This is a genomic window from Roseovarius litorisediminis, assembly GCF_900172295.1.
In the GTDB taxonomy this organism is placed as follows: domain Bacteria; phylum Pseudomonadota; class Alphaproteobacteria; order Rhodobacterales; family Rhodobacteraceae; genus Roseovarius; species Roseovarius litorisediminis.
Map to the genome: position 1 here is coordinate 90,402 of NZ_FWFL01000007.1, position 25,209 is coordinate 115,610.

The following is a 25,209-nucleotide window of genomic DNA, read 5'->3' on the forward strand; positions in this document are numbered from 1 at the left end:
ACTTGGCTTGCGTGCATGTCTCAGGTTTTTCGCGAAACGCTTTAATAGATATAGCGGATCTGATCTGTCCAGTACCGCTCGACCCGGCGCAGCGAGGTGGTGATCTGATCGATTCCGTCCATCCCCAACACGCCCTTGCCCTGTAACCCCTCGGCATGCCGTTCAAAAAGGTCTCCGACGATATTGCGGATATCGCGCCCCTTCTGGGTCAGACGCACCCGGACCGAGCGACGGTCAATCTCGCATCGCTGGTGGTGCATATAGCCCATTTCAACCAGTTTTTTCAGATTGTAGCTGACATTGCTGCCCTGATAGTAGCCGCGCGTTTTCAGCTCGCCTGCCGTCACCTCGTTTTCGCCGATGTTAAACAACAGTAGCGCCTGAACCGCGTTGATCTCTAACACATTGACGCGCTCAAATTCGTCTTTGATCACGTCAAGAAACAACCGGTGCAGCCGCTCTACCAGGGCCAGCGCATCCAGGTAACCCGTCATGAAACCTTTTTGCTCGACCGGGGTCGCCAGGCGGGTGTGCAAACTCATAATTCATCTCCGTCCGATACTGCTCTGAACAGAAACTGACGGAAAATGGCGAATAATCAGTTAAACTGAGGAAATGACGCTTAAAATGCGACCTAGTTTGGCTGGCAGGCGATTTCGGTGATCTCGCCCACTATCCCGCTGAGCCGTTCAGGCGCCCCTACCTGCCCCGTTACCCACTGATAGAGATCCTGATCGTTTTCAGACAAAAGCGCGTCATACAGATCAAGTTCGCCAGGGGTCAGCGTGCCAAGGCGGGCGTCGGCATAGCGGGTCAGGATGATATCCATCTCCTTGATGCCGCGCCGCATTGACCGCATGCGCAGCCTTTTCAACCGATGCTCGGGCTGCTCAGTCAACCGCTTCTTCTTTCAACTTTTTGCGCAGGTTCTTCTCAAGCAGGCCCAAACGCCCGACAGACAAGGACAGTTGCGCGCGAATATCGCGAATTTCGGTCAGGATACCGGCAACATCCTGCGAAAGCTCGCCCGCGCCACGGGCAATCGGGCCTTCGCCTTCCCCGGTGATCAACCAGCGGAAAGAAACGTTCAGCAGCCCCGCCATCATCGAAAGCTTGTTGGCGCGAGGTTCAGACTGATCATCTTCCCAGGCCTTGAGCGTCTTCAGTTTGACCCCCAGGCGCTGTGCCAGATCAGACTGCGACATGCCTGCATGCTCACGCGCCCCAGCAACGCGGTCCCCAAAAGTAGTTGCATCGGGATCAAACCAGGTTTCGGTGATTTCGGCGTTCATCAATGTATCCTTTCAGCTGATCGTGCTTGATCAGTCTCGGTGCGCAACCTAAGACATTCGCGACTGCTATTCAAACCGGAGCCCGCCATGAACTTCCTTTCCGCGACATTATCGCGCGTCAAACCTTCGCCGACGATCGCCGTTTCGACCAAAGCAAACGAAATGAAGGCAGCCGGAGAGGACGTGATCGGCCTTGGCGCAGGCGAGCCGGATTTCGACACGCCCGACAATATCAAGGCCGCAGGCATCCGTGCCATCGAAGAGGGCAAGACGAAATACACCGCCCCCGATGGTATCCCCGAGCTGAAAAAGGCGATCTGCGCCAAGTTCAAACGTGAAAACGGGCTGGAGTATGTACCGGCACAGGTCAGCGTTGGCACCGGCGGCAAACAGATTCTTTACAATGCCCTGATGGCCACGCTGAACCCTGGCGACGAAGTGGTGATCCCCGCCCCCTATTGGGTCAGCTACCCCGACATGGTGTTGCTGGCCGGTGGTGAGCCGGTGATTGCCGAGGCGACGCTGGAGGATGATTTCAAACTGACCCCCGAAAAGCTTGAGGCGGCGATCACATCAAAAACCAAATGGTTTATCTTCAATTCGCCCTCCAACCCCACCGGCGCAGGATACAGCCGCGATGAGCTGAAGGCGCTGACCGACGTGCTGATGCGTCACCCGCATGTCTGGGTGATGACCGATGACATGTACGAGCATCTTGCCTATGACGGTTTTGAATTCTGCACCCCCGCACAGGTCGAACCACGCCTCTATGATCGCACGCTGACCTGCAATGGTGTCAGCAAGGCCTATGCGATGACCGGCTGGCGGATCGGCTATGCCGCAGGGCCGGAAAAGTTGATTGCGGCGATGCGCAAAATCCAGAGCCAGAGCACCTCGAACCCCTGCACGATCAGCCAGTGGGCCTCGGTCGAGGCCCTGAACGGCACGCAGGATTTTCTGGCCCGCAACAATGAGATGTTCAAGCGCCGCCGCAATCTGGTGGTGGGCATGCTGAGCGAGATCGAGGGCATCATCTGCCCCACGCCTGAAGGCGCCTTTTATGTCTATCCGTCGATTGCCGGGCTGATTGGCAAGACCACCCCGCGCGGCACAGTCATTGAAAATGACGAGGTGTTTGCCACGGCGTTGCTGGAAGAAACCGGCGTTGCAGTGGTTTTCGGCGCGGCCTTCGGTCTTTCACCAAACTTCCGTATCAGCTATGCCACGTCGGATGAGGCACTGAAAGAGGCCTGCACAAGGATACAGGGGTTCTGCAAAAGCTTGTCATGACTCAGGAACGGATCACCGCAAATCCACCCAGTCACAACCCTGGGCCTGTGCACGGCGGCAGCCGGTATTCCGCTGCATGTGGGTGCCCGAAATTGACAATCTAAACAAAGAATGGTCGAAACCGGGCATCGCGCGGGAGTCGCCGGACTTCCTGCGCCGGTCTATGAAGGCCTTGCAAAGGAAGGCGCACCACAGATTTTCTGCCTGCACGGCCCGGGCGGGTCGCTGTGGCGGGTGCTGGAGTTTGGAGAAGACTGATGAGCAGCGATCTGCCCGACTATTACTTTCGCGTGCGTGAAAACGGCGCTTTCGTTTTTCGTGTGAACGCCGAGAACCAGCAGCGTCGTGTCGAAATGGATCAGATTGCGGTGGTCAACCTCCGCAAGGGCGAGATCAAGCCGCAGGGCGACCGCCAGCTAAGCGACCGGGATATGGAGGTCATCCAGAACTGGATGGTCGAACGGCAGGCACTGCTGAGCCATCGCGATATCGACGACATCCACCGGGCGGTAGATTACCTGAACACCACGGCACATTGGGCCCAGTCAAAGGCCACAGACGATCAGCTGGAAGCGGTGACAGATGCTTTGTTGCTGGCGATGCATGACTTGCGGACGGTTCTGGCGCGCAAAAAGGCTGACAGACTGCTAAAAGCCGGCAAGTGATTTTTCCAAAAGACGCGGCGCCAACAAAAAGAAGCGTTGCGGGCATCTTGGGCGTCACTGCAATCCCACCTTTTCTTTCCAGTACACCCCGCTGACAGGTTACGGTCCCACCGCGCGCTTCAACGGGAAGTTTCGCAACTGCCCTTGAACTGACCGGCAAAGCATTCAAATGTGAGGACTAGCCAAAGGACCCATCCAATGCCCTATGCCCATTCCGACAAATCCGACACCTTGCCGATGATGCACGCTCCCGCCCCCGATGTGCGCGAACGTCTCAAGCTGGAAGGCGGCAAGCGGTTTGAGATCAATACCGGTTTTGAGCCCGCAGGCGACCAGCCCACGGCGATTGCCGAGTTGACGCAGGGCATTGGCAACGGTGAGCGCGATCAGGTGCTTTTGGGGGCAACCGGCACCGGCAAGACCTTTACCATGGCCAAAATTATCGCCGAAACGCAGCGCCCCGCCATCATCCTGGCCCCCAACAAAACCCTCGCCGCCCAGCTATATGGTGAATTCAAAGGCTTTTTTCCCGACAATGCGGTCGAATATTTTGTTTCCTACTACGACTATTACCAGCCCGAGGCCTATGTTGCCCGCAGCGACACCTATATCGAGAAGGAATCCCAGATCAACGAACAGATCGACCGGATGCGCCACTCGGCCACCCGGGCGCTGCTGGAGCGTGACGATGTGATCATCGTCGCCAGCGTTTCGTGCATCTACGGTATCGGCTCAGTCGAAACCTATGGGGCAATGACGCAGGATCTGAAGGTCGGAAACGAGTACGATCAGCGCAAGGTCATGGCCGATCTGGTGGCACAACAATACCGCCGCAACGACCAGGCGTTCCAACGCGGATCGTTCCGGGTGCGCGGCGATAGTCTTGAGATCTTTCCCGCCCACCTTGAGGATCGCGCCTGGAGATTAAGCTTCTTCGGGGAAGAGCTTGAATCAATTGTTGAATTCGATCCCCTGACCGGTGAGAAAACCGACAGTTTTGAGCAAATCCGTGTCTATGCAAACAGTCACTATGTAACACCCAAACCGACGATGCAGCAGGCCATCATCGGCATCAAGAAAGAGTTGAGGATCAGGCTGGATCAGCTTGTTTCCGAAGGAAAATTACTGGAAGCGCAGCGGCTGGAACAGCGCACCAATTTCGACCTGGAAATGCTTGAGGCGACGGGCGTCTGCAACGGGATCGAAAACTATTCGCGCTATCTGACGGGGCGCGCGCCGGGTGAGCCTCCCCCCACCCTGTTTGAATTCATCCCCGATCATGCCATTGTTTTCGCGGATGAATCCCACGTTTCGGTGCCGCAGATCGGGGGAATGTACAAGGGCGATTACCGACGCAAATTCACTCTGGCCGAACATGGGTTCCGTCTGCCCAGCTGCATGGACAACCGCCCCCTGAAGTTCGAGGAATGGGATGCCATGCGCCCACAGTCGATCTTTGTCTCGGCCACCCCTGCCAAATGGGAGATGGAGCAAACCGGCGGCGTCTTCACCGAACAGGTGATCCGCCCCACCGGCCTGCTAGATCCGCAGGTTGAAATCCGCCCCGTCGAGATGCAGGTCGATGATCTGCTGGACGAAGTACGCCGCGTTGCCGCCGACGGGTTCCGCACGCTGGTGACCACGCTGACCAAACGAATGGCCGAGGATCTTACCGAATATCTGCACGAACAGGGTATCCGCGTGCGTTACATGCACTCTGATATCGATACCATTGAAAGAATTGAGATTTTACGCGATCTGCGACTGGGGGCCTTTGACGTTCTGGTCGGCATCAACCTGCTGCGTGAGGGGCTGGATATCCCCGAATGCGGGCTGGTGGCGATCCTGGATGCCGACAAGGAAGGCTTTCTGCGGTCCGAAACTTCGCTGATTCAGACCATCGGCCGCGCCGCGCGCAACGCCGAAGGCCGGGTGATCATGTATGCCGACCGTATCACTGGTTCGATGGAACGCGCGTTGGGGGAAACCAACCGCCGCCGCGACAAGCAGATCGCTTATAATCTTGAGCATGGGATCACCCCGGCCACGATCAAGAAAAACGTCGAGGATATTCTGGCCGGGCTCTACAAGGGCGACGTAGACATGAGCCGCGTGACCGCAAAGGTCGACAAACCCCTGCACGGTGCCAACCTGGCCGCCCATCTGGACGGGCTACGGCTGGAAATGCGCAAGGCCGCTGAGAACCTGGAATTCGAAGAGGCCGCGCGCTTGCGCGACGAGGTCAAACGCCTGGAAGCGGTCGATCTGGCCATCGCGGACGATCCCTTGGCACGGCAACAAGCGGTTGAAAAAGCATCTCAGGAAGCGATCAAAGGCCGCGGACGCTCAACCGCTGGCCGACCTGGGCAACGGAGCGGGAATGTAAAGCGGCGGGGGCGTTAATTTTTATTTTGTCCACCCGCAAACTAGAAAACTTTACCCTCATTTTCCCGTTTCATTTTTACAGATGAATTCGAGTTCTATTTTTGGTTGATGCCGAATTTCGTACGTGAAAAAAGCCCGTATACAAAGATACGGAGAAAATTATGAAGACTATACCCACCATTTTGGCTGGAATAATTCTTTCGACCTTTTCCTTTTCAGCATCAGCCCAAGAAATTGAAGGCGTGTGGGTTATATATTATATCAAAGACGACACCAGCGTTGTGACTGGTTTGATGCAGGTAGCGATCAAAGAAAATAAGAAAGCCATTCCAGCAAGTTATTCTCTGAAGCGCATCTCAAAATTTATTGCGCAGGATTGCGCTGGCGGAAAAGTCGGGAAAATAACCTTAGGCAAACAAAAAACCAAACGCAGGTGGAATTTGTCCGTCAGAGGTTTGAAACAACATGCCAGGGCGGTCCACACCCCAGTATTGGCGCCACCAGTGGTACGGTTCAGGTGCAAGTAAAAAGGCAAAGTGATGGGCGCGATCTAGCTGAATATTTTTTCGGCAAGAACGGCGATATGGTTACGGTCAACAAGTATCGTTAATCAAATTAAACCCAGGGTGGACCCAAACCCACCATGGGGGCGATCAAATTACTCACGCGCAGGTTTCACCTGCCCCATGCAAGCTCCACCATGCGCTCAGCACCCCTTCGCGGGTGGACCTGACGCGCCCACCCATGGTGCGGACGGGTGCTGACCATGTCGCGAGCGACCCGGGAGAAATCCATGCCAAAATCCCGCCAAATTCTGCGGTTACTCTAACGCCCAATGAAAATTGTCGAAAATACCCTGGATCTCCTGATCCTCGAGGACCGGCCCCGGTTTTTCGCCGGTTTTTTGTGGTGCATGGGCGCGGCCTGCTTGATGGCGGTCATAACCGGCCAGACCGACTGGCCCGGCGAAGCCTTGCTTATTACCCCTCTGGGTCTTGGCACGCTATGGATCGCGCATCACTTCTTTCCCTTCCAGCGCCTGACGTTCGACCGCCCTAACGGTTGGTTCACCCGTCTTGAGGCACGGGTCAATGGCCGGACAGTCAGCACCCTGCCCCTGTCGGGGATCGAACGCGCCGCCGTGCAGGCACAATGGAGCGACAACAGCCGGATGGAGCGCATCACACTGGTCGTCGAAGGTGAAAAACACCCGCTTGAATTCGGCTTCACCGCCTCTGCGCGCGGCGGTTTGGCGGATGACATCAATAGCTGGCTGAACGCCTGATCACAGACAGACCACCCTTTTTAACCTGGTGTTAACCGTGCCTGGTCAGAAATCTCTCATGCGTTACCCGATTTCCCCCCTGTCGCCTGAGGTCTGGTTGAATGACCTGTTTGCCAGCAAAGCCGTACAAAAGGGCGGTGTGATCCGGCGCAAGGCCCGCGATATTGAACGTTTTGCCGGCATGGACCTGTTCATGCTGGAAATCCGGCGCCGTGGCTATCAGGTTGCTGAAAACTCGGGCCAGATCATCATATTCTGTAACCGCGCCCCAATTCGGTGGTTGCGTTGAAGGGAACCGCTTTCTTTGAAAGAAAGCGGGCCGAAATCTTTCAAAGATTTCGGATGAGACCCCAAAAGTTGCAGATTTGATTTCAATCATGTTGTCCGACAGAAAGCTTCGCCATCCTGCCGCCATGAGACAACCAAACCCCACCGGCCTTGACGCCTATAAACCCGCTGAAATCGCGCAACTGGTCGAAACTGCCGGTGTCGCCAAGGCCGCCCTTCCCGCCCTGCAAATGCTGACCCTCGCCATACTTGCCGGGGCTTTCATTGGCTTTGGCGGGGCAGCCTATACCATGGTGATGACCGGCGTGGATTCCGCTTATGGTCCGGCGCGCTTTCTGGGCGGTGTGGTGTTCTCTCTGGGCCTCATTCTGGTGATCGTCGGCGGGGCTGAATTATTCACCGGCAATGCGCTGATGACCATGGCGGCGGTCGACCGGCGGGTCACCGTGGCAGCACTTTTGCGCAACTGGGGCCTTGTCTACCTGGGCAATGCGGTTGGTGCCGTGGGACTGGCGCTGGCCTTTGGTCTGACCGGCCTGCTGGATGGTCCCATGGGGATAATGGCAGCCAGGATCGCCGACGCCAAGGCAGCCTTGGGCCCGGTTGAGGCGTTCACCCGCGGTGCGCTGTGCAACGCGCTGGTCTGCCTGGCGGTCTGGCTGACTTTTGCCGCGCGCACTGCGGCAGGTAAAATTCTGGCGATCCTCTGGCCGATCAGCGGCTTTGTTCTGCTGGGACTAGAGCACTCGGTCGCCAATATGTATCTGTTGCCGCAGGGCCTTTTGGCCGGCAGCACCGCCCCTGCCACAGCGCTTGCGACGAACATCTTGTGGGTCACCCTTGGAAATGTTCTGGGCGGTGCCGGTGGTGTGGCGCTGGCCTATCGTCTGGCCTATCCCGACCTTCGATGACGTCGCGATAACACTGTAACCAAAGAAGTACACTCGAGGATCCCGCAGGTAGGGTTCTCCTGACTTGAGAAATCCCGCTGTAATTGCGATATTTTCCCAATGGCCAATCCTATTTCGGCCAGTTTTTTTTGAGACGGAAAATTTATTCAAGGGCATTTAGCCTGCCCGCCAATCGGCACCCATTCTGCCGTCCGTCCGCAAGGAGAAAAAATGAATGCTTTTATTCTGGGTTTTGGTTACAGCCTTATCACCGCGGTCATTGTCATCCTCGGAGACACCATCCTGAAAATCGCGGCAGATGGCGGAATGCCTCTGACATCGCGTCATGTTCTGGCGGGCTGTGCGCTTTACGGCATCTCGGCGATCATGTGGTATTTCGCCATGTGCAACATCACGCTTGCCCAGGGTGGCATGGCCTATTCGATGCTCAGCCTGATCGCCTTGTGTGTGATCAGCACGGTCTGTTTCAACGAACCTTTGGGAAACCGCGAAGTAATGGGGATCAGTTGCGCGCTTTTGTCGATGGTGCTGATGGTAGGCGAAGCCTGACAGGCACTCAGGACGACAAAGCCACACGCGCCAACCGCTGATAGAACGGCAGGTGATGAGCCAGATAGTCCTTCAGCCGCGGGGCGGTTTCGGTGCAGGTTTCAAACGCCATTTCCTTGCGCAGCATTTCTTCGGCGTCCGCGGCACGGATGCCAGATGACGTGCTGACCTCTTCGTGCCAGGCGCCGACCTGTTCCCAGTCTTTAGGGGGCTCGCGGGCCCAGTCGAACGCCTCTTCGCGCCAGTCAAGCCCGATATGCGCCCAAAACTTGGCCATCATGCCGCGCGTGTCGGCGCGTACTGCCTCGGCCTCGATCACTGCCGGTGTCTGCCCCGCGTCAACGAGAGCCTGATAGAGTTGCCACTGGGCTTCGATCCCGACCTCTTCCTGCGTAAGCCCTGGGTCAAGTTTGTGATAGGACAAGAGCGACGCCATCGGATTGCGGATCAAAAAACTATGGGTCAGCCGCCCGAAGAAATCCGGATCTTCAAATATGCGCGGCACCACGTAATAAGCCATATCCTTGAAAAACACCGGACCCGTCCTGGCACGCTGTAACAGCATGTCGCGGATATCCTCGTACCGTGTCGGATGGTCTGGCTGCACGTCGAATTTCGGCATATGGCCCGCGCCGCGCGCGACGTAATAGTCATACATGAAAGGTTCGTGCGCGCACCACAGGTCGCCCCGTTCGCGCATGATCCGCTCCATTGCGGTGGACATGGACCGGGGGTGGGACCAGAGAACAATGATCTTGTGCATGGGCAGGCCTTTGTGGTTACCCGCTCAGCCTATACCAGTCGCGAATGCTGTGCCAAGCTTGCGTTCTGACTGGACAGCGCCCTACGCGCAAGACAATCTTACCAGATGTACGACACGTCTCCGCTGAACCGATTTCTCAAGCCCCTGATCATCGCCCTGTCCCTGCTGGCAACGCAGGCACCGGCAGGCACCATCTGCCTGCCGTACCCCTACGCCAATCCCGGCAGGCCTGACGCGGCGCGCCTTGCCCGTATAATGAACGGGCTGGCCCCGGTATTGGCTGAATTTGTGTCGTTGCAGGCTGCGTTGGATGATCGCGCCCCCCGAATATGCCTGTCAGACGAATTGCGCGATGCCCACGGTTATACGGACCCTGAAGAGAACCGCATTGTTCTGGACGCTGCCCTGCCCCTGCCCATGCAGCGCGCCGTCATCCTGCACGAGTTACGCCATCTGGACCAGTTGGCAACCGGTGCCTGCCCAAGTGATGACCTGTCGATGCGGGCCGCAGGCCTTGGGGTTCTGGCAATGGAGGCTGATGCCAGTGCCATTACCATGCTGATTGCCTGGTATCTGCGCGAAAACGGGGATGCATCGGTCTGGCAGGCTGTGGAAAAATGGCCAACACAGGCCGATATCGCCACCCGTTTCAAAAATGAAATGACCCTGAGCGGCGATATCTCAATCGCGACAAGTGCCGCATTTGATCAGTGGTTCAATTCCGACTGGCGGCGTGAAAACTACTATCTGGCGGCCTGCATGGACTATCTTGAAACGCAGGAGCGCAACAAGCAAATCCCGCAATATAACCCCCTTGCTGCCGATTTTCTGAACAGTCTGTGCCAAATGCCCCAGGGCGGGACCTATGTCTGCTCACGCACCCGGGTTTTCGCGCCAGACTAAAGCGGTTCGCCTTATTGTTGGCACACAACAATCGCGCGGAACGCCCGGATCCGATCAAAGTTGTGGGCGTTTCAAAATCAAGCTGCGGATCAGATTGATCCCAAAACGCTTGAGGTAATAACCCGACTGCGCCGACGGTCGCGACTGAAAAGCAAGTTCAGAAATCGAACAGGTCTTCCAGAAATCCGCCGCGTTTCTTCTTTTTGTGCGGCTTCTCATCCGCCTGCCAGACTCTGGCCTGTGGAGGCTGCGGGGCCGAACGTTCAAGGATCTTGTCCAGTTCCCCCCGGTCCAACCAGACACCCCGGCATTTCGGGCAGTAATCTATTTCGACCCCGGCGCGATCAGTGACAACCAGAACGGTTCCGTCGACAGGGCATTGCATTGGCATCCTCCTTGCATGTTGATATTCCACAACATCTGGGAAGAAGGCCCTGCTGCGGCAAGGCCCTGCGACAAAAGGCCGACAGGTTTGCAACGGCCGGTTACCGGATCACATGCACCGCGCAACTGGCATGGCGAACCACCTGTGTGGCGGTCGAGCCAAGCAGCAGATCCTGCATGCCGGGCCGGTGACTGGCGATGATGATGCAATCAACGTCATGGCTTTGGGCATAATCCAGAATCGTGCGGCCCGAATGGCCTTCGACCAGCTCTGCGGTGCCGTTGGGCACTCCATCAACTATGCTTTCCAACTCTGTCAGGATCGCCCGGCGGCTTTCCTCCAAATACTCGGCGGGTACATAGGAAATTGCGTAGCCGGGAATATGCTCCATTACATGGAGCAGCGTGATACGGCCTTTATCGCCCGCCAGCACCTTGGCGATACTGATGGCGCCCGAGGCGTCACGGTCTTCGTCAAACGAGATTGGAACAAGGACATTGTTGTACATTGGAATTCTCCCTGATTGTTTAGCCCATACTCGCGTAGATTCTGTCAATGCGCCTTGATTCAGGTCAGCTTTTTGCGGGCCGCAAAATGTCCTTGATCCTGGCCAGCGCCCGACCGTCGGTAAGGACCAGAGCAAAGCCGATCAGTGCAAACCCACCCAATGCGCCGGGCGGCAACCGCTCGTCCAGCACACCGGCCCCCAATGCAATGGCAAAAGGTGGGATCAGCAAGGTCACCAGCATCAGGTTTGCCGCCCCTGCCCGGACCAAAATGGCGAAATAGAGCAGATAAGCCAGCGCCGTAGACAGAACCGACAGCGCCCCCAGCGCACCCCAGACAGGCAGGCTCAATCCGACTTCGGGCACCCCGTCAATCCAAATCACCACCGGAATCATCAGCACGCTGCTGCCGGTCAACATACCAAGTGCATTCATCTGTGGCGCCTGCCCGGCAAGCATGGTCTTGCCCCAGACACTGGCCAGTGCATAGCTGAACGCCCCCGCCAGAACTGCCAGTTGCGCCAGATTGCGCGGGTCAAGACCGTACATCGCCTTGGGCCCGATGATCACCGCCACACCCGCCAGACCAAAAACAGCGCCCATGATCTTGCCCGCCGTCAGCCTCTCGTCTGCCAGCAGCAGACCGGCCACCACCGCACCAAAGATTGCTGTCATTCCATTCAGGATCGACGCCAACCCGCTTTCGATCTGGGTCTGCCCCCAGAAAATCAGGGAAAACGGTATTGCATTGTTCAGCGCTCCCATGACCAGATAAGCGCCCCAGACCCGCGGCGCGCGCGCAAGGGGAATCCCCCGCAGGCGTATCAGCATCGCCAGACAGGGCACCGCCCAGAACACCCTGTGCAGCGCGATGGTCAGTGGGGGCACCTCGGCCAGAGCGACCTCAGCGAAAAAGAACGACCCACCCCAGACGGCAGCAAGCGCCAGCAACATCAGGGCAGAGATCGGGGTCAGGCGGAGCGTGGGCTGTTTCATGCTCCGGGTTATGCCCTGCCTTGCCTGACAGCACGACCCGTTTCCTGCGCAAATGCAGGTACTTACGGTGCGGCTTTCATTTGCCGGGCGATTTCAGCGGCCCATTCACCGATGATCGGCAGAAACTCGATCTGGCTCAGCGACCATAATACCAGCGACAGCAGCGCCGACGCCCCCAGCACGGTGCCAAGACCAAATGCCAGACCACGCAGAAAATTGAACATCAGCAGCCGCCACAGGCTATTGTGCATGCGGATAAAACGATGCTTGTTCAGCTTGGCAATTTCCCCCCGAAGCCCGCGCAACTCGGCGCGTACATCATTGGGAACTGCCTCGGGCTCGACCGTAGCTTTATGCCGTCGCCCGATCAATTGAATGTCGCGGCGACATCATACATCACCGGTTCAAAGCTTTTGCACAACTCATTGATCTTGCGGTTGCGCGCGCGCATTTCTTCGCTGCGCAACATCGCCTGGAAATCCTCGCGCCGCTGCCATTGCGAATAATTGGCGATGCGGGTCTGGGCATCGTTCACATGCAGACCTGCGGCGATGAAACCGGGCTGTTTCGAGATGAACTCATCATAAGCCGCCGTTAGCAGGTCCAGCAGATCCTGGCAGGTGCCTGGGGTCATCTCAAAGGTGGTGATCACGGTCTGGTGACTGTCGGATTTGGCGATTGTGGGCATGGCGCACCTCCTTGGCTGTTCCTAGCCTAACATGCTGCGCGCGCAGGGCAAATTTTTCCGCACCTTAACCCCCGGTTTACCATTTTTAACCATGGTTAACCTGGAGGTAATCATGTTTCGAATGCTGGCTTTGCTGATCTTGCTGGCCGCGCAGGCCCAGGCCGGGGCCTGGTCGCGCGAGAAAGGCAAGACGTTCCTGTCGTTTTCAACGCAGGTCGAAGGGCCCAGCGAATTCGGGCTCTATGACAGTTTCGCGACCGTTTACGCCGAATACGGGCTGACCGACAAACTGACTGCAGGACTGGATCTGGGCGGCAGCGCCCTCCAGATGACCAAGGCAGTGGCCTTTCTGCGCCTGCCGCTTGGGCGCCTGGACCAGCCCACAAAACTGGCCGCGGAACTTGGTCTTGGTCAGGTCGACGGCCGTACTGCCCTGCGGCCAGGTTTCTCGATGGGGCGCGGGTTGACACTGTGGCAAAGACAGGGATGGGCCGCCATCGACACCCGGTTTGTTAAGTTCGACCGCGGTTCGGACAGTCTGTTTGAAACCGATCTGACCTTTGGCCTGAATGCCAGCAAAAAAACCAAACTGATCCTGCAGCTTCAGACAGGCGCCCGCAGCAGTAATCCACTTTATATCCGTCTGGCACCCTCGCTTGTAATCGAAAGAAAACCCGGCCATCACCTTGAACTGGGGATCACGGCCGGGCTGAAGGAAATCTCGACAAAAGGTATCAAGATCGGAACATGGCGACACTTCTGATCCGCCATGCCACCGCTTTGGTCAAAGCGGAAGATCAATCCTGACCTTCAGGGTCACCGTCCCTTGCACCGGCGTGCCCCATTTCAGATTGATCCGGTCCTTTGCGGGCCCCTGCGCCGCCTCATAGTAGGGGCTACCGAAATGGGCGGCCCCACCTACGGTCTGCACGGGCCCTGCGGGCACCACAGATTCAACCGCCTGCGCCCAGGCGCCGAACGGAAGCTTTGGCGCCGGGTCGACCACCCAGGTAGCCGAGGGGCTGGCCTCGGTATGGTTCAGCACCAGCGGGTTCACCGTGGGGGTCTCAACATTGTTGAAAGCGTTGTCGCCAAAGGTGATGTTCCGGAACCGGGTGTAATCCATATCGGCAAAGCTGGTATCGATCCCCTCGATCCGGTCAATCACCCCGTCAATCAGTCGGAACGTATTGCCAGTCACCGTCAGCCCATTGATGAAATGGCCTGTCCCATGTGGTTTCACCACCAGAAATCTGAACCATGGCGCGGTGCTTTGCGACAGAAACACATTGCCGGTGATACTAAGCGCGCTGAACGAAAACTCGCTGGAGAATCCCGGCGCCTGATCATGCTCGTTGCCCCATTCCACCGAACAGTCGCAGATGTAATTGCCCGTAATAGTAGCCCGGTTGTTGGTCCGGGTCATTATGAACCCGGCAGTGCGCGGCCCGATTGGCCCGGAATCCCCCTGGAACACATGGTTGCCCAGAATGATCGAACTTGTCCCGGAAATAACTGCAAAATGCAGGAAATGTACCACCCGGTTGTTGCGGATCTTGATATCATTGGCATTGGCATTCAGCGCAATGGATGTCCGTTCAGTGGCCAGCACAGGGCTTTCGTCAGACAGAAACTGGCAGCGGTCAATCATCATTCCCTGATCGCCTTCGCCATGGCTGGAAATACCGCGGTTCTTCGGCTTGGTGACAAAACAGTCTTGCAGGCTGAAACCTACGCCCGACGGCGGCAGCAGGATACCGCTGCAATGGCCACCGCACTGAAATTCGATATTCGACATGCCAAACTTGGACAGCTTGTCGAAACCACTGAAATCCAGCATGTATTTGAACCGCCGGAAGGTGAAAACCTGTGTGCCTGCAGCATCATAAAGCGGCTGGCTCAGCGTGATTTCCTGGGTGCTGACGTTTTTGTCGCGAACATAAACCTCGCGTCCCACGCCGGCGCCTTCGATCAACGATCCGATGGGAATATTGGCCACATTCAACACCCCGGTCAGGCGTTTCGCCTCGTTCGGGTCATAACTAGCCTGCGAAGTAAAAACCTCGGTGTCCCAGTTCGGCCCGGGGAAAACTCCGATCTGCCCGTTGCGTATGATCCGGCGCTGCGCATAGCTTGTCTTGTTTGCCACTGCCGCCTGCATGTCCACCGGCGCGCGCAGCCCCACCTGCCGCCCTCCCAGGTCAAGGGAATCATGCCCGGCATTGTTCACCAACGCCTGAAATGCCTTTTTGAAGGCCAATTCTTCTTCGCCAAACGCGTCTATATAGGCCGGCAGATCATAATTCTTAGTCAGCGCCAAAATCTTGTCATCAGGCATGACAACAGTGCCTTCAAACCGGATGCGGCTTTGGATCGTGGTGCTGTCACCCAGAAAATACACCCCCGCCGGCACCAGAATCTCGCGTCCGTTCGCAGCGGCATCCGCCGCCTCGAAGGCCGGGAAACTGTCGGTCACACCGTCGCCGACAGCACCGTAATCCCGCACATCCACGGTGCTGACCAGATCCCGCAGAAAAGCCCCGCTGACATCCTCGATCTCGATATCGTCGATCCGGACCACTCCACCGCTTGGCCCGGTCAGATCCAGCCCGAAATGGCCATACAGAACCCCGCCGCCCCAGACCATATCGACACCCGTCCGCTGACTAGTGCCCACGATGGCTGTCACTTCGACAACCTCTCCGTAATTGGTCAGCGTAACCTGGTTTGCGGTCTCGGTCAGGCCAACAACGTGCTGGCTACCCGCACCCCCGGCCCAGGCTGAAATACGTACATTGGGCAGGTTGCCGCTGATCGCCTTTACCCGTGCCCGGATTTGCAGAAAACACCCCGGCAGGATCGGCGTTTCCCCCATATAGCGCAGCTTTTGTATTGCGTCGGTTTTTTGCAGCTCCAGCGCGCCGCCAAAATCCTGATCGGCCGGAACAAGCCCGGCATTCAGCGCATTCTCATAAGTGTCCGAGCCCGGCGTACCATCGCCACTTGACCAGACATCCAGCCCATTTGCAAAAGCTGGCGGAGTAAAGACGACGCCATCCGTGATTGCCTTGTTCATTCAAATCCCTTTCCACATCCGCTGCCCGACGGGCCAATTGCAGGCAGCCCGCCTGCCCGGATGTCACATGTTTCAGCAGCCCGGGGCGGCGCCCGGTCGCTGAGGGAAATATCAACAAGGTATTAACTGCTCTTGACCCCACCGTGACGGTGGTTTGCGCAGACGCCCTGCTTTTGCCGGTTTCTTCTTGCCAAAATATCTTGGGGAAGGACTTGAAATCCCTCAGGATTTCAGCGTCGGCGGCAACGCCGCCGGCTAACAGCGGGCCTAAAGCGTTTCGGCATAAAATAGAGACAAACGTTTTTGAAGCGCCCGCGACATCAATTGCTTACACTCGTTTCGCGACAAACCCACGATTCAGGTTCATCGCGTAACGCTTTAGACAGCGCCAGCGGGGGCCTTGCGCACTCGCACGGCATTGATCTTCCAGCCATCGTCGCCTTCAACCATTTGATATTCAAGGATATGCAGTACGCCATCTGCATCGCGGACCATGACATTCTGCCATAGCTGCCCGGCAATCGTTTCGGCCTTCAGAAAATCCACTTCGGCCGGGCGCCAGACCATCGGATAGCCGTCGCGCACCATCGCGCCAAAGTTTTCGGGCGTGCGGAAAATCGACCGGATCGACGGGCTGGCAAAATCAAAGGCAGCTTCAAAGTCATCGGCCAGAAAAGCTGTAATCTGATCCGAAATCACCTGCCGTATCGCAGTTTCGTCGGCGCGGGCCGGCAGGGCAAGGCACCCCATCAGCATCAACGTATAAAGACCCCTTCGCATGGCACACCTCCCATTTGTGCCAAACCTAACCCGGTCAGCACGCAGGTCAACGAACTGCGCTACTCGCCTTGCAGCGACTTGAGGAATTCCACCAGATCAACCACCGGTTGACTGGTCATGATCGGTTGACCCGCTTCGGTTTTCAGCGCCACATCAGACCCTTCAAAGAAATCGCCATAGACCGGCATCGGGCTACCGTGTGACACCAGCGGGTCGCGCCCGTCGATACGTTTGATTACGCGCACCAGCGGGAATTTTCCGCCATTGCCCGCAGTCAGTTGCGTAAGGTCAGCCGGCTGTACCGTCAGCACCGGGCGCATCGGGCCCTGGCCCGTGGCCTCCAAACCGTGACAGCTGGCACAATAGCGTTCATAAGTCTCGCGCCCTGCGGTCTCATCTGCAACAGCAGGTCCTGCAAGGCCAACGGCAGTGGCCGCAATCAGTATCAGTCTGGTCATCTTCAGTTCCTTTCACTCAAGGCTCAGTTTTGCTGGATCGTCTCCAGATACCCGGCCAGATCCAGCAAGGCGCGGGGGGTTTCACTTGTCTCTCCGGTGTCATCCTTCCACATCACGACCGGTCCGGCAAAAACAGCGCTGAATTCCGGCATGAACTCAAACCTCCCCGGATAGCCATAGACCTTTGCCATAACCCGGCGCCGTGGAAAAACCCCTTCATTTGAACGTGATAACACGCCCAGATCCGCCGGGGCCAGTGGCAATTCAGCCCCTACTGGCCCGTCGCCTCGACCCTGCTCTCCATGGCAGACTGCACAATAGTCGGCATATAGCACGGCGCCACGGCTTACCTCCTGTGACGCACAGGCGGAAAGGGCTAACACAGCGATGACAAGCAATTTCCGCAAGCCATAGGTCCTTTTAATGTCCCCCCATCCAGCCTGATTTCCTCACCCTGCACATTGATCTGGATCAGCCACGCCATGCATGCCAGTTTGAGCGCAACACGCCCAACCGGAGAGTCACCATGCAGCCCACCACCACCTATGCCATGATCATGCTGGTCGCCGGAGTCGGAATCCCTGTTCTGGCAGCGCTCAACGCCGCCCTTGGCACGCGGCTGGGGTCCCCCGTTGCCGCCGCCTCAATCCTGTTTGTGGTGGCGCTGCTTTCCACGCTGCTGGTGCTGATGTTTGACCGCCCCGGCGCGATGGCGGGTGCGGCCAGCGCCCCAAAGCACCTGTTTCTGGCCGGCTGCCTTGTGGCATTTTACGTGCTTTCCATCACCGTCGTCGCACCGCAGTTCGGCATCGGCAACGCGGTATTTTTCGTGCTTCTGGGCCAATTGATCAGCGCCGCCGCCATCGACCATTTCGGCCTATTTGGCGCGCTTGTCTCGCCCCTGTCGCTGACCCGCGCCAGCGGCATCGCCCTGATGGCCGCAGGGGTGTTCGTCACCCAGCAGGTTTGACTGTTCACGGCCATAATATCCCGATGCGCCCGAATTGTCCCTGCACGTCAGGTCCGTGCTGCGGCAGCCCCGTGTCTTCATAGCGTTTGCGGAGATGGTTCAACACACCAACAAACCCGTCGGCAATGGCTTGCGTGTCTGTTTTTCAGAAGGTGGGTTTTATTCGCCCTGAGATTGTCATAGGTCTGATCAAAACGATTTTTCTTCGCCCCGGTTCCGCGTACCGGGCTTTCGGAATGGCAGGTTGAAACCAGACAGCCTTGGTGAGAAACGACATGACAAAGAACCGGCGGATACAGCCCCCAAAAGGCGATCGACATTGCAACATCCATTGCGGGCAAGGTCGGTCTCGATGCCATCTGTGACAGGCCACCCTCGACCGGGCGCTTCTGGCAAATACTGCATGGAAAGACACCCCAAACCTGAAGAACAGTTGTTACGCCTCGGGGCGATGTATACTTTCGAAAGAGCATGAGAATGAGATCACAGGAACAAGAATTGCCAACAGCCTCTCGATTGGACCATGTGGAATCCGATATGTCCGCAGCCATCACGGCTTTCCCGCAGGATAACCCTGTCGAAGGACCGCGGATGGTGTCATTTGTCGAGCGCAAGACGCTGGACATGTCAAGGCTGGCGCGTTTTCTTGAGGGGGCCGATACCTTTAACCGCTGGGCCAATCGCGGTCCAGCCTGGCACGCACTGTCGCAAGCCTATCAGACCCATTTCAGGAAGCTTCAAGGCAAGCGCGTGGTACCTTGCGCCAATGGCGGCATTGCACTTGAAGCACTGGCCGCACTGCATGAAGTGCGAGCGGGCCGTCGGCTCAGATGGGTTGTCAGCGCGTTCAGCTTTGCCAATACCGGTCGCGGGACTCTTGCAGATGCGATCAAGGTGGATTGTGACCCCGACGGGGTGTTGTCGCTGAGTGCCCTCGAAGGGCTGGATCCAAACAGTTTCGACGGGTTGATCGTGACCAACCCTTTTGGGCTGATGACCGACTTTTCGGCATTTGCAGCCTGGCAGCACAAGACCGGAAAACCGATGCTGATCGACAATGCCGCTGGCATCAGCCCCGACGTACCGGATCTGCCGGATCAGGCATTCAGCCTGCACCACACCAAACCCTATGGTTTCGGCGAGGGTGGTCTGGCAGTGGTATCGGAAGACGACTTTGAACCTTTCCTGCGCCTGCTGGAATACACCCCCCTGCCCGATGGTGAAGCGCCCTATTGGGTCAACAACGGCAAATTGTCCGAACTGTCCGCCGCAAGCCATCTTATGCGGCTGGAAACCCAGCCGGAATGGGCCCCGCTATATGCCGAACAGGCGTCGCGGATTGACAGCATCGCCGAAAGCACCGTGCTGAAAACGCTTATCAAAAGCAATACACCTGCCATGAGCCGCCCCTACCTTGCCCCGTTTCCAATTCCTGTGAGTGTTTTGCCCAATAAATTTGTCGTCCTGGGCAAATACTACAAGCCACTTGAAGATTCACCCAATGCAAGGTCGATCTATGATCATGTCATAAACATTCCGACCAATCCCGGCCTGAGCAAACTCAGCCGGGAACAGATTGCCGATGTTCTTAGTGGTGTGCTTGCGAGAGCGCGCCCGACATGACGATTGATTGGCAGAACTATTGGGCTTCGCGTCCCCAGTCTCTGGATGGTTCAATCGAAGAGGCTCTTGCTCAGGTTGGTAAAACGCGGTTTGGCAAACCGGTTCCACCGGAACAAGTAACGCTATTGGTGGAGTACATAGCTGAGACATTGCGCCTGTCTCCTGACATGGCTGCGGTTGATCTCGGATGTGGGAACGGTCTTATTACTCATGCACTGGCTACCCGGGTCGACCATGTCGTCGGCTTTGATTATTCACCGGCCTTACTGGAAACTGCACGTAAACATTTCAACGCATCGAATATCTCGTACAGGACGGGCGATCTTACCCAGATGGAGTCGCAAGCGCTTCCCCGGTCGGGAATTGATGTGGCCTGGAGTATCGAGGTAATTCAAAACCTCGACCCAACCACTTTGCCGAACCTTTTAAGTTGGCTTGAAAAGGTTCTTGTGCCTGGCGGTCGGTTTCTCGCCAGCGGAATTCCTGATATTGATCGCATCAGGAACTTCTATAACACTGAAGAACGCTGGCAGATGCATGTGGAAAACGCGCGCGAAGGCCGTGAGCAGATGGGGCATTGGTGGAGCAAAGATGATCTGTCCGATGCTGCAGAAACGGCAGGCCTTCAGATAGAATTTGTTACCTTGCCAGAACAGTTCTATACGGCAAGCTATCGAGTTGATGCTTTACTGTCCAAGGTTTCGGCATGAACATCGAGGTCGGCGCGCCAATATTTCTGCTTGGAATGCCAAGGTCGGGAACGACTTGGCTATCACAGATTTTTGAAAGTGCCCCAGATTTTCTTGTTCGCCTTTCTCCACCCTACGCCTATGATTTTCGGGGAAGACTAACCGAAACCTCAGGGCTTGCAGACTGGCAAGAGGTACTGCAGGGCGTGATCTCCAGCCAGGACAAGTTCGTTACACAGAACTGGAGGCGCGAGACCGGAGAATTGGTGTCCTTTGAGAAAAAACCCGAACAGGTGACCCGGCTTGCAGTCAAGGACACCCGGTTTCATGGCCTTTACCAGAGTGCAATGTCCGTTTTGCCAAAGGCCAAGATTATTTATATCGTACGTCATCCTGCCGCTGCTTTATGGAGTTGGCGCAACTGTAAGGAATTTCCAAGTGGTGCAGATTTCAGGCAGGAATGGCGTAACGCACCCTGCCGAAAACAAGAGGGCCCACAAGAGTATTGGGGTTTTAACGATTGGGTAAGACTGACAACAGAATATATTCAGTTGGCAAAAGAAGATCCCGTTCGGTACCAAGTGATCCGGTATGAGGATTTGATTGCCGATGCTTGCGCAGTGACGCAGGGTATGCTGACCTTTTGCGGTTCTAAACTAAGTGATCCGACCATCGAATTTATTAAGAAAAGCCAGACAAAATTCGATCCGCGCCCTTATTCGGTATTTAAGGGGAAGGTCAGAGACGACCAGTGGCGCGAGCATTTTCCGCCCGATATTCTGGCGGAAATCCAGATGGCCTTGAACGGAACAAAACTGGAAGCATTCTTGGCATGAAACTTGGAATAATGCAGCCTTACTTTTTCCCCTATGCCCAGCAATTCCGGCATATCGCACAATGCGACCAGTGGATCGTTTTTGATACCGTCAAGTTTTCGCGCAAGTCGTGGACGAGTCGAAATCGCGTGGCTAATCGAGACACAGAATGGGGCTATATTTCTGTCCCCGTTGCGAAAGGGGCAACCAATGGCACCATAGCTCAAGCGGAAATAGGCCAAACTGACTGGCGCAGTACTTTTTTTAACCAATTACGCAGCTATGAAACCGTCGCCCCTTACTACCTTCAAACCATTGGAATTTTGCGAAACTGTATAGAAGCGGACGTTGACACACTTGGAACGCTGAACACGCGAATCCTTAGGACGATCGCTTCATCTTTGGGAATACAAACCGAGATAAAGCGACTGTCCGAGATGGAATTAGAACTGCCGACTGCGGCAGAGCCAGGCGAATGGGCCTTGATTATCAGCAAACAAATGGGGGCAAGTGTTTATTCAAACGCACCCGGCGGTCGGCACCTGTTTGATTCTGATCGCTATCTCAAGAACGGTGTAACTCTGGAGTTCTACGAACCTGCACCGCTGGAATACCCAACCGTCGGCTTGCCATTTGTGCCTGACTTGGCGGTTATAGACACACTCATGTGGCTCGGCAGGGATGGGGTCTCGCAATTTGTTCTCAGCTAACTTGTTCCAGATTCCGCTGACAGTAATCAGGCAAGAGGAGATGCCATATAGTGCTGACCGGAAACGCAAAAATTTTACTCCCCGGACTAAAACACAAGCTGTCAATCAGAGTCGACATCTGCATTTAAATTCTTAATGTCTACGGTTAACCTTCAAATGCTTCCGGCAACTAACCCGCAGGTCTCTAAATTGAACACTCAGCCAGAGACCCGCGTAAAGGTATTCATGCCGTGCTATAACCACGTAGATCACATCGCGGATGCCATAGAGAGCGTTCTTCGCCAGAAAACTGACTTTGGATTTAAACTTATTGTCCAAGATGACGCGTCAACCGACGGCACAGCAGAAATAGTAGCTGATTACGCTTCCAGATATCCCGACACAATCGAACCGGTACTTTTTAAAGATAACCAGTTTTCACAAGGCCACCGAATATTCGCTCTGGCCTGGCCACGATTTGACAGTGAATATGTGGCTCTTCTGGACGGGGATGACTTGTGGGAAGATCCGCAGAAACTTGCTGTTCAGGTTGACTTTCTCGATAGAAATCCTGACTGCTCGCTCTGTCAGACCCTGACGCGATACTGGGATGTTCCCAACGATCAGGAACTTCAAATTTTTCCGACAAAAAAGAAGCGCATGTTTTTCGCCACTCTGGATGATTTAGCAGATGGCAACTTCATTCAGACCTCGGCGGTTATGTTCAGATTGTCGGCTTTGCCATCGCTGCCTTCGGATTTTGGTACTATACCGTTTGGGGACTACGCAATTTTCGCTCTTCTGGCGCGCAAGGGGTCCATCGGTCTCATACCCAAAGTAATGGCCCTTTACCGTGTCCATAATGCTAGTTTCTGGAGCAGTCGAAATCAGGAAGAGCGGACAAAAAAGACCAATGACGTCAAGCGCTTCATAATGCGCCACATCCCAAAATCCCAACAATTACCATGGGAGTGTGCGCTCGAAGGGCGACCGCTCCCATTTTTTCATAAAGTACGACCACGTCTTCGCCGCGCTATGTACAGGTTGCTTGCAAGATCGCCTTAATAAGTATCGTTTATTCCGATTTTAGGTTTTGGGCACGATCTTGACCAAAAGCGCTGTGGGAATTTCTTTGTTGTCGATGTTCTTGGAAATCGTCTTGTTCAGGAACCTGTTTATTTTTTGCCTGTCAGACTGCGCTTGGAGCTTGGACATATAGAAGTCGTTAAATTCTGCAACAAGACTAAAGGGTTGCGTTCCGTTGACTTCTACCGAAATTGAGTGCCCACGCGCGGCAGCCCAATCCTCAACATCCGATTGTTTTGGGAGCGTGAATTGCAAATGCTCCTTGGCCCAGTCTGCGCCAATCAAATCAACAACAAGTTCCAAGCCCTCTATTTGTGGGGAAAAATCGTTGTGAAACGGATTTAGTAAAACAAGCCCATGCTGGGAAAGCGCCACCAACCCATCCAGAAAATCCCACCGCAAGTCTTGGGGAATATGCTCTAGCACATGACAGGCCACGACAAAATCAAAGGGCTTCTTGAAGAATGAAACGTGGTCACTGCTGATCCCGTTGGTGCCCGGATCGGCCAGAAAATATTCGCATTCCGGCAGGAAGCTCGCCAGTTCACCCCCACCTCCGCCGATATCAAGAAGACTGGGGTGCTCCAGGCCTTGGGCCATATCGCGAACGGCCTGTTGCAAGGTCAGAAATCGATAGTATTGATTATGATTCAGCGAAAGAAGATCGTCATTTTTCACAACAGGATACTGACCGTCCAAAGCACGCTCGGCTCCTTGCAGGAAACTGGCAGAGCTTTCGATGGCATGCGCCAGAGCGGGCCTGCCCGCAGATGCATATTCAGATGCCAGCCTCATATGAGCGTCAGGGTTTTTGATATCAGCGATTAAATTCTGAATGAGTGTGGAAATTGTTTCACCTTGATGCCCGGACCGGCGTTTTTTAAAGAATTTCATCAAAGCGTAATTCGCCTTTCTTGTCCGTCATTGGTACGGCGCAAAGTGATTTAAAACAGCAACAGTTTGGGCCTGCTATTTGTAGGTTGAACCGTCCGGGTGACACTGCACATCTGCGATTTTAACAAATTGGCGTTTGAGCGCATAGGCCTCCAGCGAACTTACATTTAAACTTTACCTTTGGCCACTCGGTTCTGAGCCATTTCCGCCACTCTTGCAGCCAGCCGGTCGGGCAGATGGGCTTGCCAGAACTCTGGATCGTACCGCTCGATCGCATGACCACCAAACGGAAGTTCCTGGCCTGTCTGTTCATAAAGATCTGCCGGGCACGCCTCGAATGCAAAGTGGGCTGCAATCTCGGGCGTAGGCCTGCGGAATTCGGGCAACAATGACGGAACGGTACAGCTCCAGAACACATCTTCGTTCAATCGTTTCTCTATCGTGGCGATGCGAGTTCGCCCCAGCAGACGATTTGCAAATGTCAGTATACCAGCTTTTTCCAACAGGCGCACAGCGCGACTGCGACGCAGTACGATAAGCTGGTGCAGCGCGTTCTGTGCATCTTGAACATGGCGCAAAGACAATCCACCGTTAAGCGCGGCTTCAAACTGCAAAGGTCGAATTGGCACCGTATACCCCTTGAATATTGGCGCCCCGACAAAGCTGAAGCCCTGCGCCATCCATTCATCAAGCCGGTCGGACAGGACCAGCGCATCGGACTGGCAGATCAGAATATGGCTGTGACCGGCAAAGGCGCCGTAAAACTGACGGGACATCAAAAGCGCGCTGTAACCTTCAATGTCGGCAAAGAACCTGTCCTCGTAGCAGAGCACAGCAATCTGCGCGCCAGTGGCCCGGGAAAGATCGCCCCGCAATTTCTCCAATACATCACGCGCCTTGTTTGGCCCGACCAGAGTGGCAGGCCACGCGGCAAGCTTTTTAAGATTATGCGTGACAATCGCCAACTCGGCCGCGTCCAGCGTGCGGTAGACCGGTACAACGATCCGGCAACTATTGTTTTCCCGCGATTGGCTACTTTGAGGCACAGGTGCGTCCATAATTTCAGAAACTATGGATTGACTACAACAGCGCGCCAGAGAATGTGAAGTTGATTATTGGATTTGCAGTTGGATCTTCCAAACATGCAGCGCTTGCGCTTTTTTTCTGATAATGGGCTCCACAGTTTCGGTTGACCGGGCAGTGTCAGCGTAAATCCGGTTAAA

31 protein-coding genes are annotated in these 25,209 nt (G+C 55.7%); 16 read left to right on the forward strand and 15 right to left on the reverse strand.

Annotated features, from left to right (window positions below; translation table 11 throughout):
• Positions 1–41 precede the first annotated feature (41 nt).
• The 3 genes from PEL8287_RS13940 to PEL8287_RS13950 form a co-directional block, all read right to left on the reverse strand.
• On the reverse strand, positions 42–542 hold the full coding sequence (locus PEL8287_RS13940) for a MarR family winged helix-turn-helix transcriptional regulator (RefSeq protein WP_085893040.1): 501 nt from the start codon (positions 540–542) through the stop codon (positions 42–44).
• A gap of 92 nt (positions 543–634) precedes the next feature.
• On the reverse strand, positions 635–898 hold the full coding sequence (locus PEL8287_RS13945) for a succinate dehydrogenase assembly factor 2 (protein WP_085893041.1): 264 nt from the start codon (positions 896–898) through the stop codon (positions 635–637).
• Positions 891–1,292: a helix-turn-helix domain-containing protein gene (locus tag PEL8287_RS13950; RefSeq protein ID WP_139837808.1), complete on the reverse strand. Its 402-nt coding sequence runs from the start codon at positions 1,290–1,292 to the stop codon at positions 891–893. The genes PEL8287_RS13945 and PEL8287_RS13950 overlap by 8 nt, the downstream gene beginning before the upstream one ends.
• An 87-nt stretch (positions 1,293–1,379) precedes the next feature.
• On the opposite strand from PEL8287_RS13950, the gene PEL8287_RS13955 reads away from it, so the two are divergent.
• From PEL8287_RS13955 to PEL8287_RS13990, 8 genes are all read left to right on the forward strand, one after another.
• The gene (locus tag PEL8287_RS13955; protein WP_085893043.1) at positions 1,380–2,582 is read left to right on the forward strand and encodes a pyridoxal phosphate-dependent aminotransferase; all 1,203 of its coding nucleotides are present in this window, start codon (positions 1,380–1,382) and stop codon (positions 2,580–2,582) included.
• A gap of 257 nt (positions 2,583–2,839) precedes the next feature.
• The gene (locus PEL8287_RS13960; RefSeq protein ID WP_085893044.1) at positions 2,840–3,247 is read left to right on the forward strand and encodes a hypothetical protein; all 408 of its coding nucleotides are present in this window, start codon (positions 2,840–2,842) and stop codon (positions 3,245–3,247) included.
• A 198-nt stretch (positions 3,248–3,445) separates the two neighbouring features.
• Positions 3,446–5,650: an excinuclease ABC subunit UvrB gene (uvrB, locus tag PEL8287_RS13965; protein WP_085893045.1), complete on the forward strand. Its 2,205-nt coding sequence runs from the start codon at positions 3,446–3,448 to the stop codon at positions 5,648–5,650.
• A gap of 143 nt (positions 5,651–5,793) precedes the next feature.
• Positions 5,794–6,159, forward strand: coding sequence for a hypothetical protein (locus tag PEL8287_RS13970; protein WP_085893046.1), 366 nt, complete (start codon positions 5,794–5,796; stop codon positions 6,157–6,159).
• Positions 6,160–6,467: 308 nt separating this feature from the next.
• Positions 6,468–6,917, forward strand: coding sequence for a hypothetical protein (locus PEL8287_RS13975; protein WP_085893047.1), 450 nt, complete (start codon positions 6,468–6,470; stop codon positions 6,915–6,917).
• 58 nt (positions 6,918–6,975) lie between these two features.
• Positions 6,976–7,206, forward strand: coding sequence for an aspartate aminotransferase (locus PEL8287_RS13980; RefSeq protein ID WP_085893048.1), 231 nt, complete (start codon positions 6,976–6,978; stop codon positions 7,204–7,206).
• Positions 7,207–7,330: 124 nt separating this feature from the next.
• Positions 7,331–8,116 carry a formate/nitrite transporter family protein gene (locus PEL8287_RS13985; RefSeq protein ID WP_085893171.1) on the forward strand — a complete coding sequence of 262 codons (786 nt, stop codon included), beginning with the start codon at positions 7,331–7,333 and terminating at the stop codon, positions 8,114–8,116.
• Positions 8,117–8,326: 210 nt separating this feature from the next.
• Positions 8,327–8,665 carry a hypothetical protein gene (locus tag PEL8287_RS13990; RefSeq protein ID WP_085893049.1) on the forward strand — a complete coding sequence of 113 codons (339 nt, stop codon included), beginning with the start codon at positions 8,327–8,329 and terminating at the stop codon, positions 8,663–8,665.
• Positions 8,666–8,672: 7 nt separating this feature from the next.
• On the opposite strand, the gene PEL8287_RS13995 is transcribed toward PEL8287_RS13990, so the two are convergent.
• A complete protein-coding gene (locus tag PEL8287_RS13995) occupies positions 8,673–9,428 on the reverse strand; it encodes a sulfotransferase-like domain-containing protein (RefSeq protein WP_139837809.1) in 756 nt (251 codons plus the stop codon).
• A 105-nt stretch (positions 9,429–9,533) separates the two neighbouring features.
• On the opposite strand from PEL8287_RS13995, the gene PEL8287_RS14000 reads away from it, so the two are divergent.
• Positions 9,534–10,331, forward strand: a complete 798-nt coding sequence (locus tag PEL8287_RS14000) for a DUF6782 family putative metallopeptidase (protein WP_085893051.1) — start codon at positions 9,534–9,536, stop codon at positions 10,329–10,331.
• A gap of 157 nt (positions 10,332–10,488) precedes the next feature.
• On the opposite strand, the gene PEL8287_RS14005 is transcribed toward PEL8287_RS14000, so the two are convergent.
• From PEL8287_RS14005 to PEL8287_RS14025, 5 genes are all read right to left on the reverse strand, one after another.
• A complete protein-coding gene (locus PEL8287_RS14005; RefSeq protein WP_085893052.1) occupies positions 10,489–10,716 on the reverse strand; it encodes a TFIIB-type zinc ribbon-containing protein in 228 nt (75 codons plus the stop codon).
• 100 nt (positions 10,717–10,816) lie between these two features.
• Complete coding sequence (locus PEL8287_RS14010; protein WP_085893053.1) at positions 10,817–11,224, reverse strand: universal stress protein; 408 nt, start codon at positions 11,222–11,224, stop codon at positions 10,817–10,819.
• A 64-nt stretch (positions 11,225–11,288) separates the two neighbouring features.
• Positions 11,289–12,218, reverse strand: a complete 930-nt coding sequence (locus PEL8287_RS14015; RefSeq protein ID WP_085893054.1) for a DMT family transporter — start codon at positions 12,216–12,218, stop codon at positions 11,289–11,291.
• A gap of 62 nt (positions 12,219–12,280) precedes the next feature.
• Positions 12,281–12,589: a DUF5665 domain-containing protein gene (locus tag PEL8287_RS14020; RefSeq protein WP_235862307.1), complete on the reverse strand. Its 309-nt coding sequence runs from the start codon at positions 12,587–12,589 to the stop codon at positions 12,281–12,283.
• Entirely contained in the window at positions 12,586–12,906 is a 321-nt protein-coding gene (locus tag PEL8287_RS14025; protein WP_085893055.1) for an antibiotic biosynthesis monooxygenase family protein, read from the reverse strand. Before PEL8287_RS14025 ends, PEL8287_RS14020 begins: the two co-directional genes overlap by 4 nt.
• 112 nt (positions 12,907–13,018) lie before the next feature.
• Here PEL8287_RS14025 and PEL8287_RS14030 point away from each other — a divergent pair, with 112 nt between their 5' ends.
• Entirely contained in the window at positions 13,019–13,669 is a 651-nt protein-coding gene (locus tag PEL8287_RS14030) for a hypothetical protein (RefSeq protein WP_085893173.1), read from the forward strand.
• Between the two features lie 21 nt (positions 13,670–13,690).
• On the opposite strand, the gene PEL8287_RS14035 is transcribed toward PEL8287_RS14030, so the two are convergent.
• The 4 genes from PEL8287_RS14035 to PEL8287_RS19820 all read right to left on the reverse strand — a co-directional run bounded on the left by PEL8287_RS14035 (position 13,691) and on the right by PEL8287_RS19820 (position 17,627).
• Positions 13,691–15,982 carry a glycosyl hydrolase family 28-related protein gene (locus tag PEL8287_RS14035; RefSeq protein ID WP_085893056.1) on the reverse strand — a complete coding sequence of 764 codons (2,292 nt, stop codon included), beginning with the start codon at positions 15,980–15,982 and terminating at the stop codon, positions 13,691–13,693.
• A gap of 378 nt (positions 15,983–16,360) precedes the next feature.
• Positions 16,361–16,762 (reverse strand): DUF4864 domain-containing protein, encoded by a 402-nt coding sequence (locus tag PEL8287_RS14040; RefSeq protein WP_085893057.1) that lies wholly within the window; start codon positions 16,760–16,762, stop codon positions 16,361–16,363.
• 59 nt (positions 16,763–16,821) lie between these two features.
• Positions 16,822–17,220: a c-type cytochrome gene (locus PEL8287_RS14045; RefSeq protein WP_085893058.1), complete on the reverse strand. Its 399-nt coding sequence runs from the start codon at positions 17,218–17,220 to the stop codon at positions 16,822–16,824.
• A gap of 23 nt (positions 17,221–17,243) precedes the next feature.
• Positions 17,244–17,627 (reverse strand): c-type cytochrome, encoded by a 384-nt coding sequence (locus PEL8287_RS19820; protein WP_176228650.1) that lies wholly within the window; start codon positions 17,625–17,627, stop codon positions 17,244–17,246.
• Positions 17,628–17,746: 119 nt separating this feature from the next.
• Between PEL8287_RS19820 and PEL8287_RS14055 the strand changes: the two genes are divergently transcribed.
• From PEL8287_RS14055 to PEL8287_RS14080, 6 genes are all read left to right on the forward strand, one after another.
• A complete protein-coding gene (locus tag PEL8287_RS14055; protein WP_085893060.1) occupies positions 17,747–18,190 on the forward strand; it encodes a DMT family transporter in 444 nt (147 codons plus the stop codon).
• A 477-nt stretch (positions 18,191–18,667) separates the two neighbouring features.
• The gene (locus PEL8287_RS14060) at positions 18,668–19,813 is read left to right on the forward strand and encodes a DegT/DnrJ/EryC1/StrS family aminotransferase (protein ID WP_176228651.1); all 1,146 of its coding nucleotides are present in this window, start codon (positions 18,668–18,670) and stop codon (positions 19,811–19,813) included.
• Complete coding sequence (locus tag PEL8287_RS14065; protein ID WP_085893062.1) at positions 19,810–20,523, forward strand: class I SAM-dependent methyltransferase; 714 nt, start codon at positions 19,810–19,812, stop codon at positions 20,521–20,523. Before PEL8287_RS14060 ends, PEL8287_RS14065 begins: the two co-directional genes overlap by 4 nt.
• A complete protein-coding gene (locus PEL8287_RS14070; protein WP_085893063.1) occupies positions 20,520–21,338 on the forward strand; it encodes a sulfotransferase family protein in 819 nt (272 codons plus the stop codon). Before PEL8287_RS14065 ends, PEL8287_RS14070 begins: the two co-directional genes overlap by 4 nt.
• Positions 21,335–22,027: a WbqC family protein gene (locus PEL8287_RS14075; protein WP_085893064.1), complete on the forward strand. Its 693-nt coding sequence runs from the start codon at positions 21,335–21,337 to the stop codon at positions 22,025–22,027. Before PEL8287_RS14070 ends, PEL8287_RS14075 begins: the two co-directional genes overlap by 4 nt.
• 156 nt (positions 22,028–22,183) lie before the next feature.
• Positions 22,184–23,071, forward strand: a complete 888-nt coding sequence (locus PEL8287_RS14080) for a glycosyltransferase family 2 protein (protein WP_176228652.1) — start codon at positions 22,184–22,186, stop codon at positions 23,069–23,071.
• 21 nt (positions 23,072–23,092) lie between these two features.
• On the opposite strand, the gene PEL8287_RS14085 is transcribed toward PEL8287_RS14080, so the two are convergent.
• Positions 23,093–23,986, reverse strand: coding sequence for a methyltransferase domain-containing protein (locus PEL8287_RS14085; RefSeq protein WP_085893066.1), 894 nt, complete (start codon positions 23,984–23,986; stop codon positions 23,093–23,095).
• Between the two features lie 167 nt (positions 23,987–24,153).
• Positions 24,154–25,032 carry a DUF5672 family protein gene (locus PEL8287_RS14090; RefSeq protein ID WP_139837812.1) on the reverse strand — a complete coding sequence of 293 codons (879 nt, stop codon included), beginning with the start codon at positions 25,030–25,032 and terminating at the stop codon, positions 24,154–24,156.
• Positions 25,033–25,209: the final 177 nt, after the last annotated feature.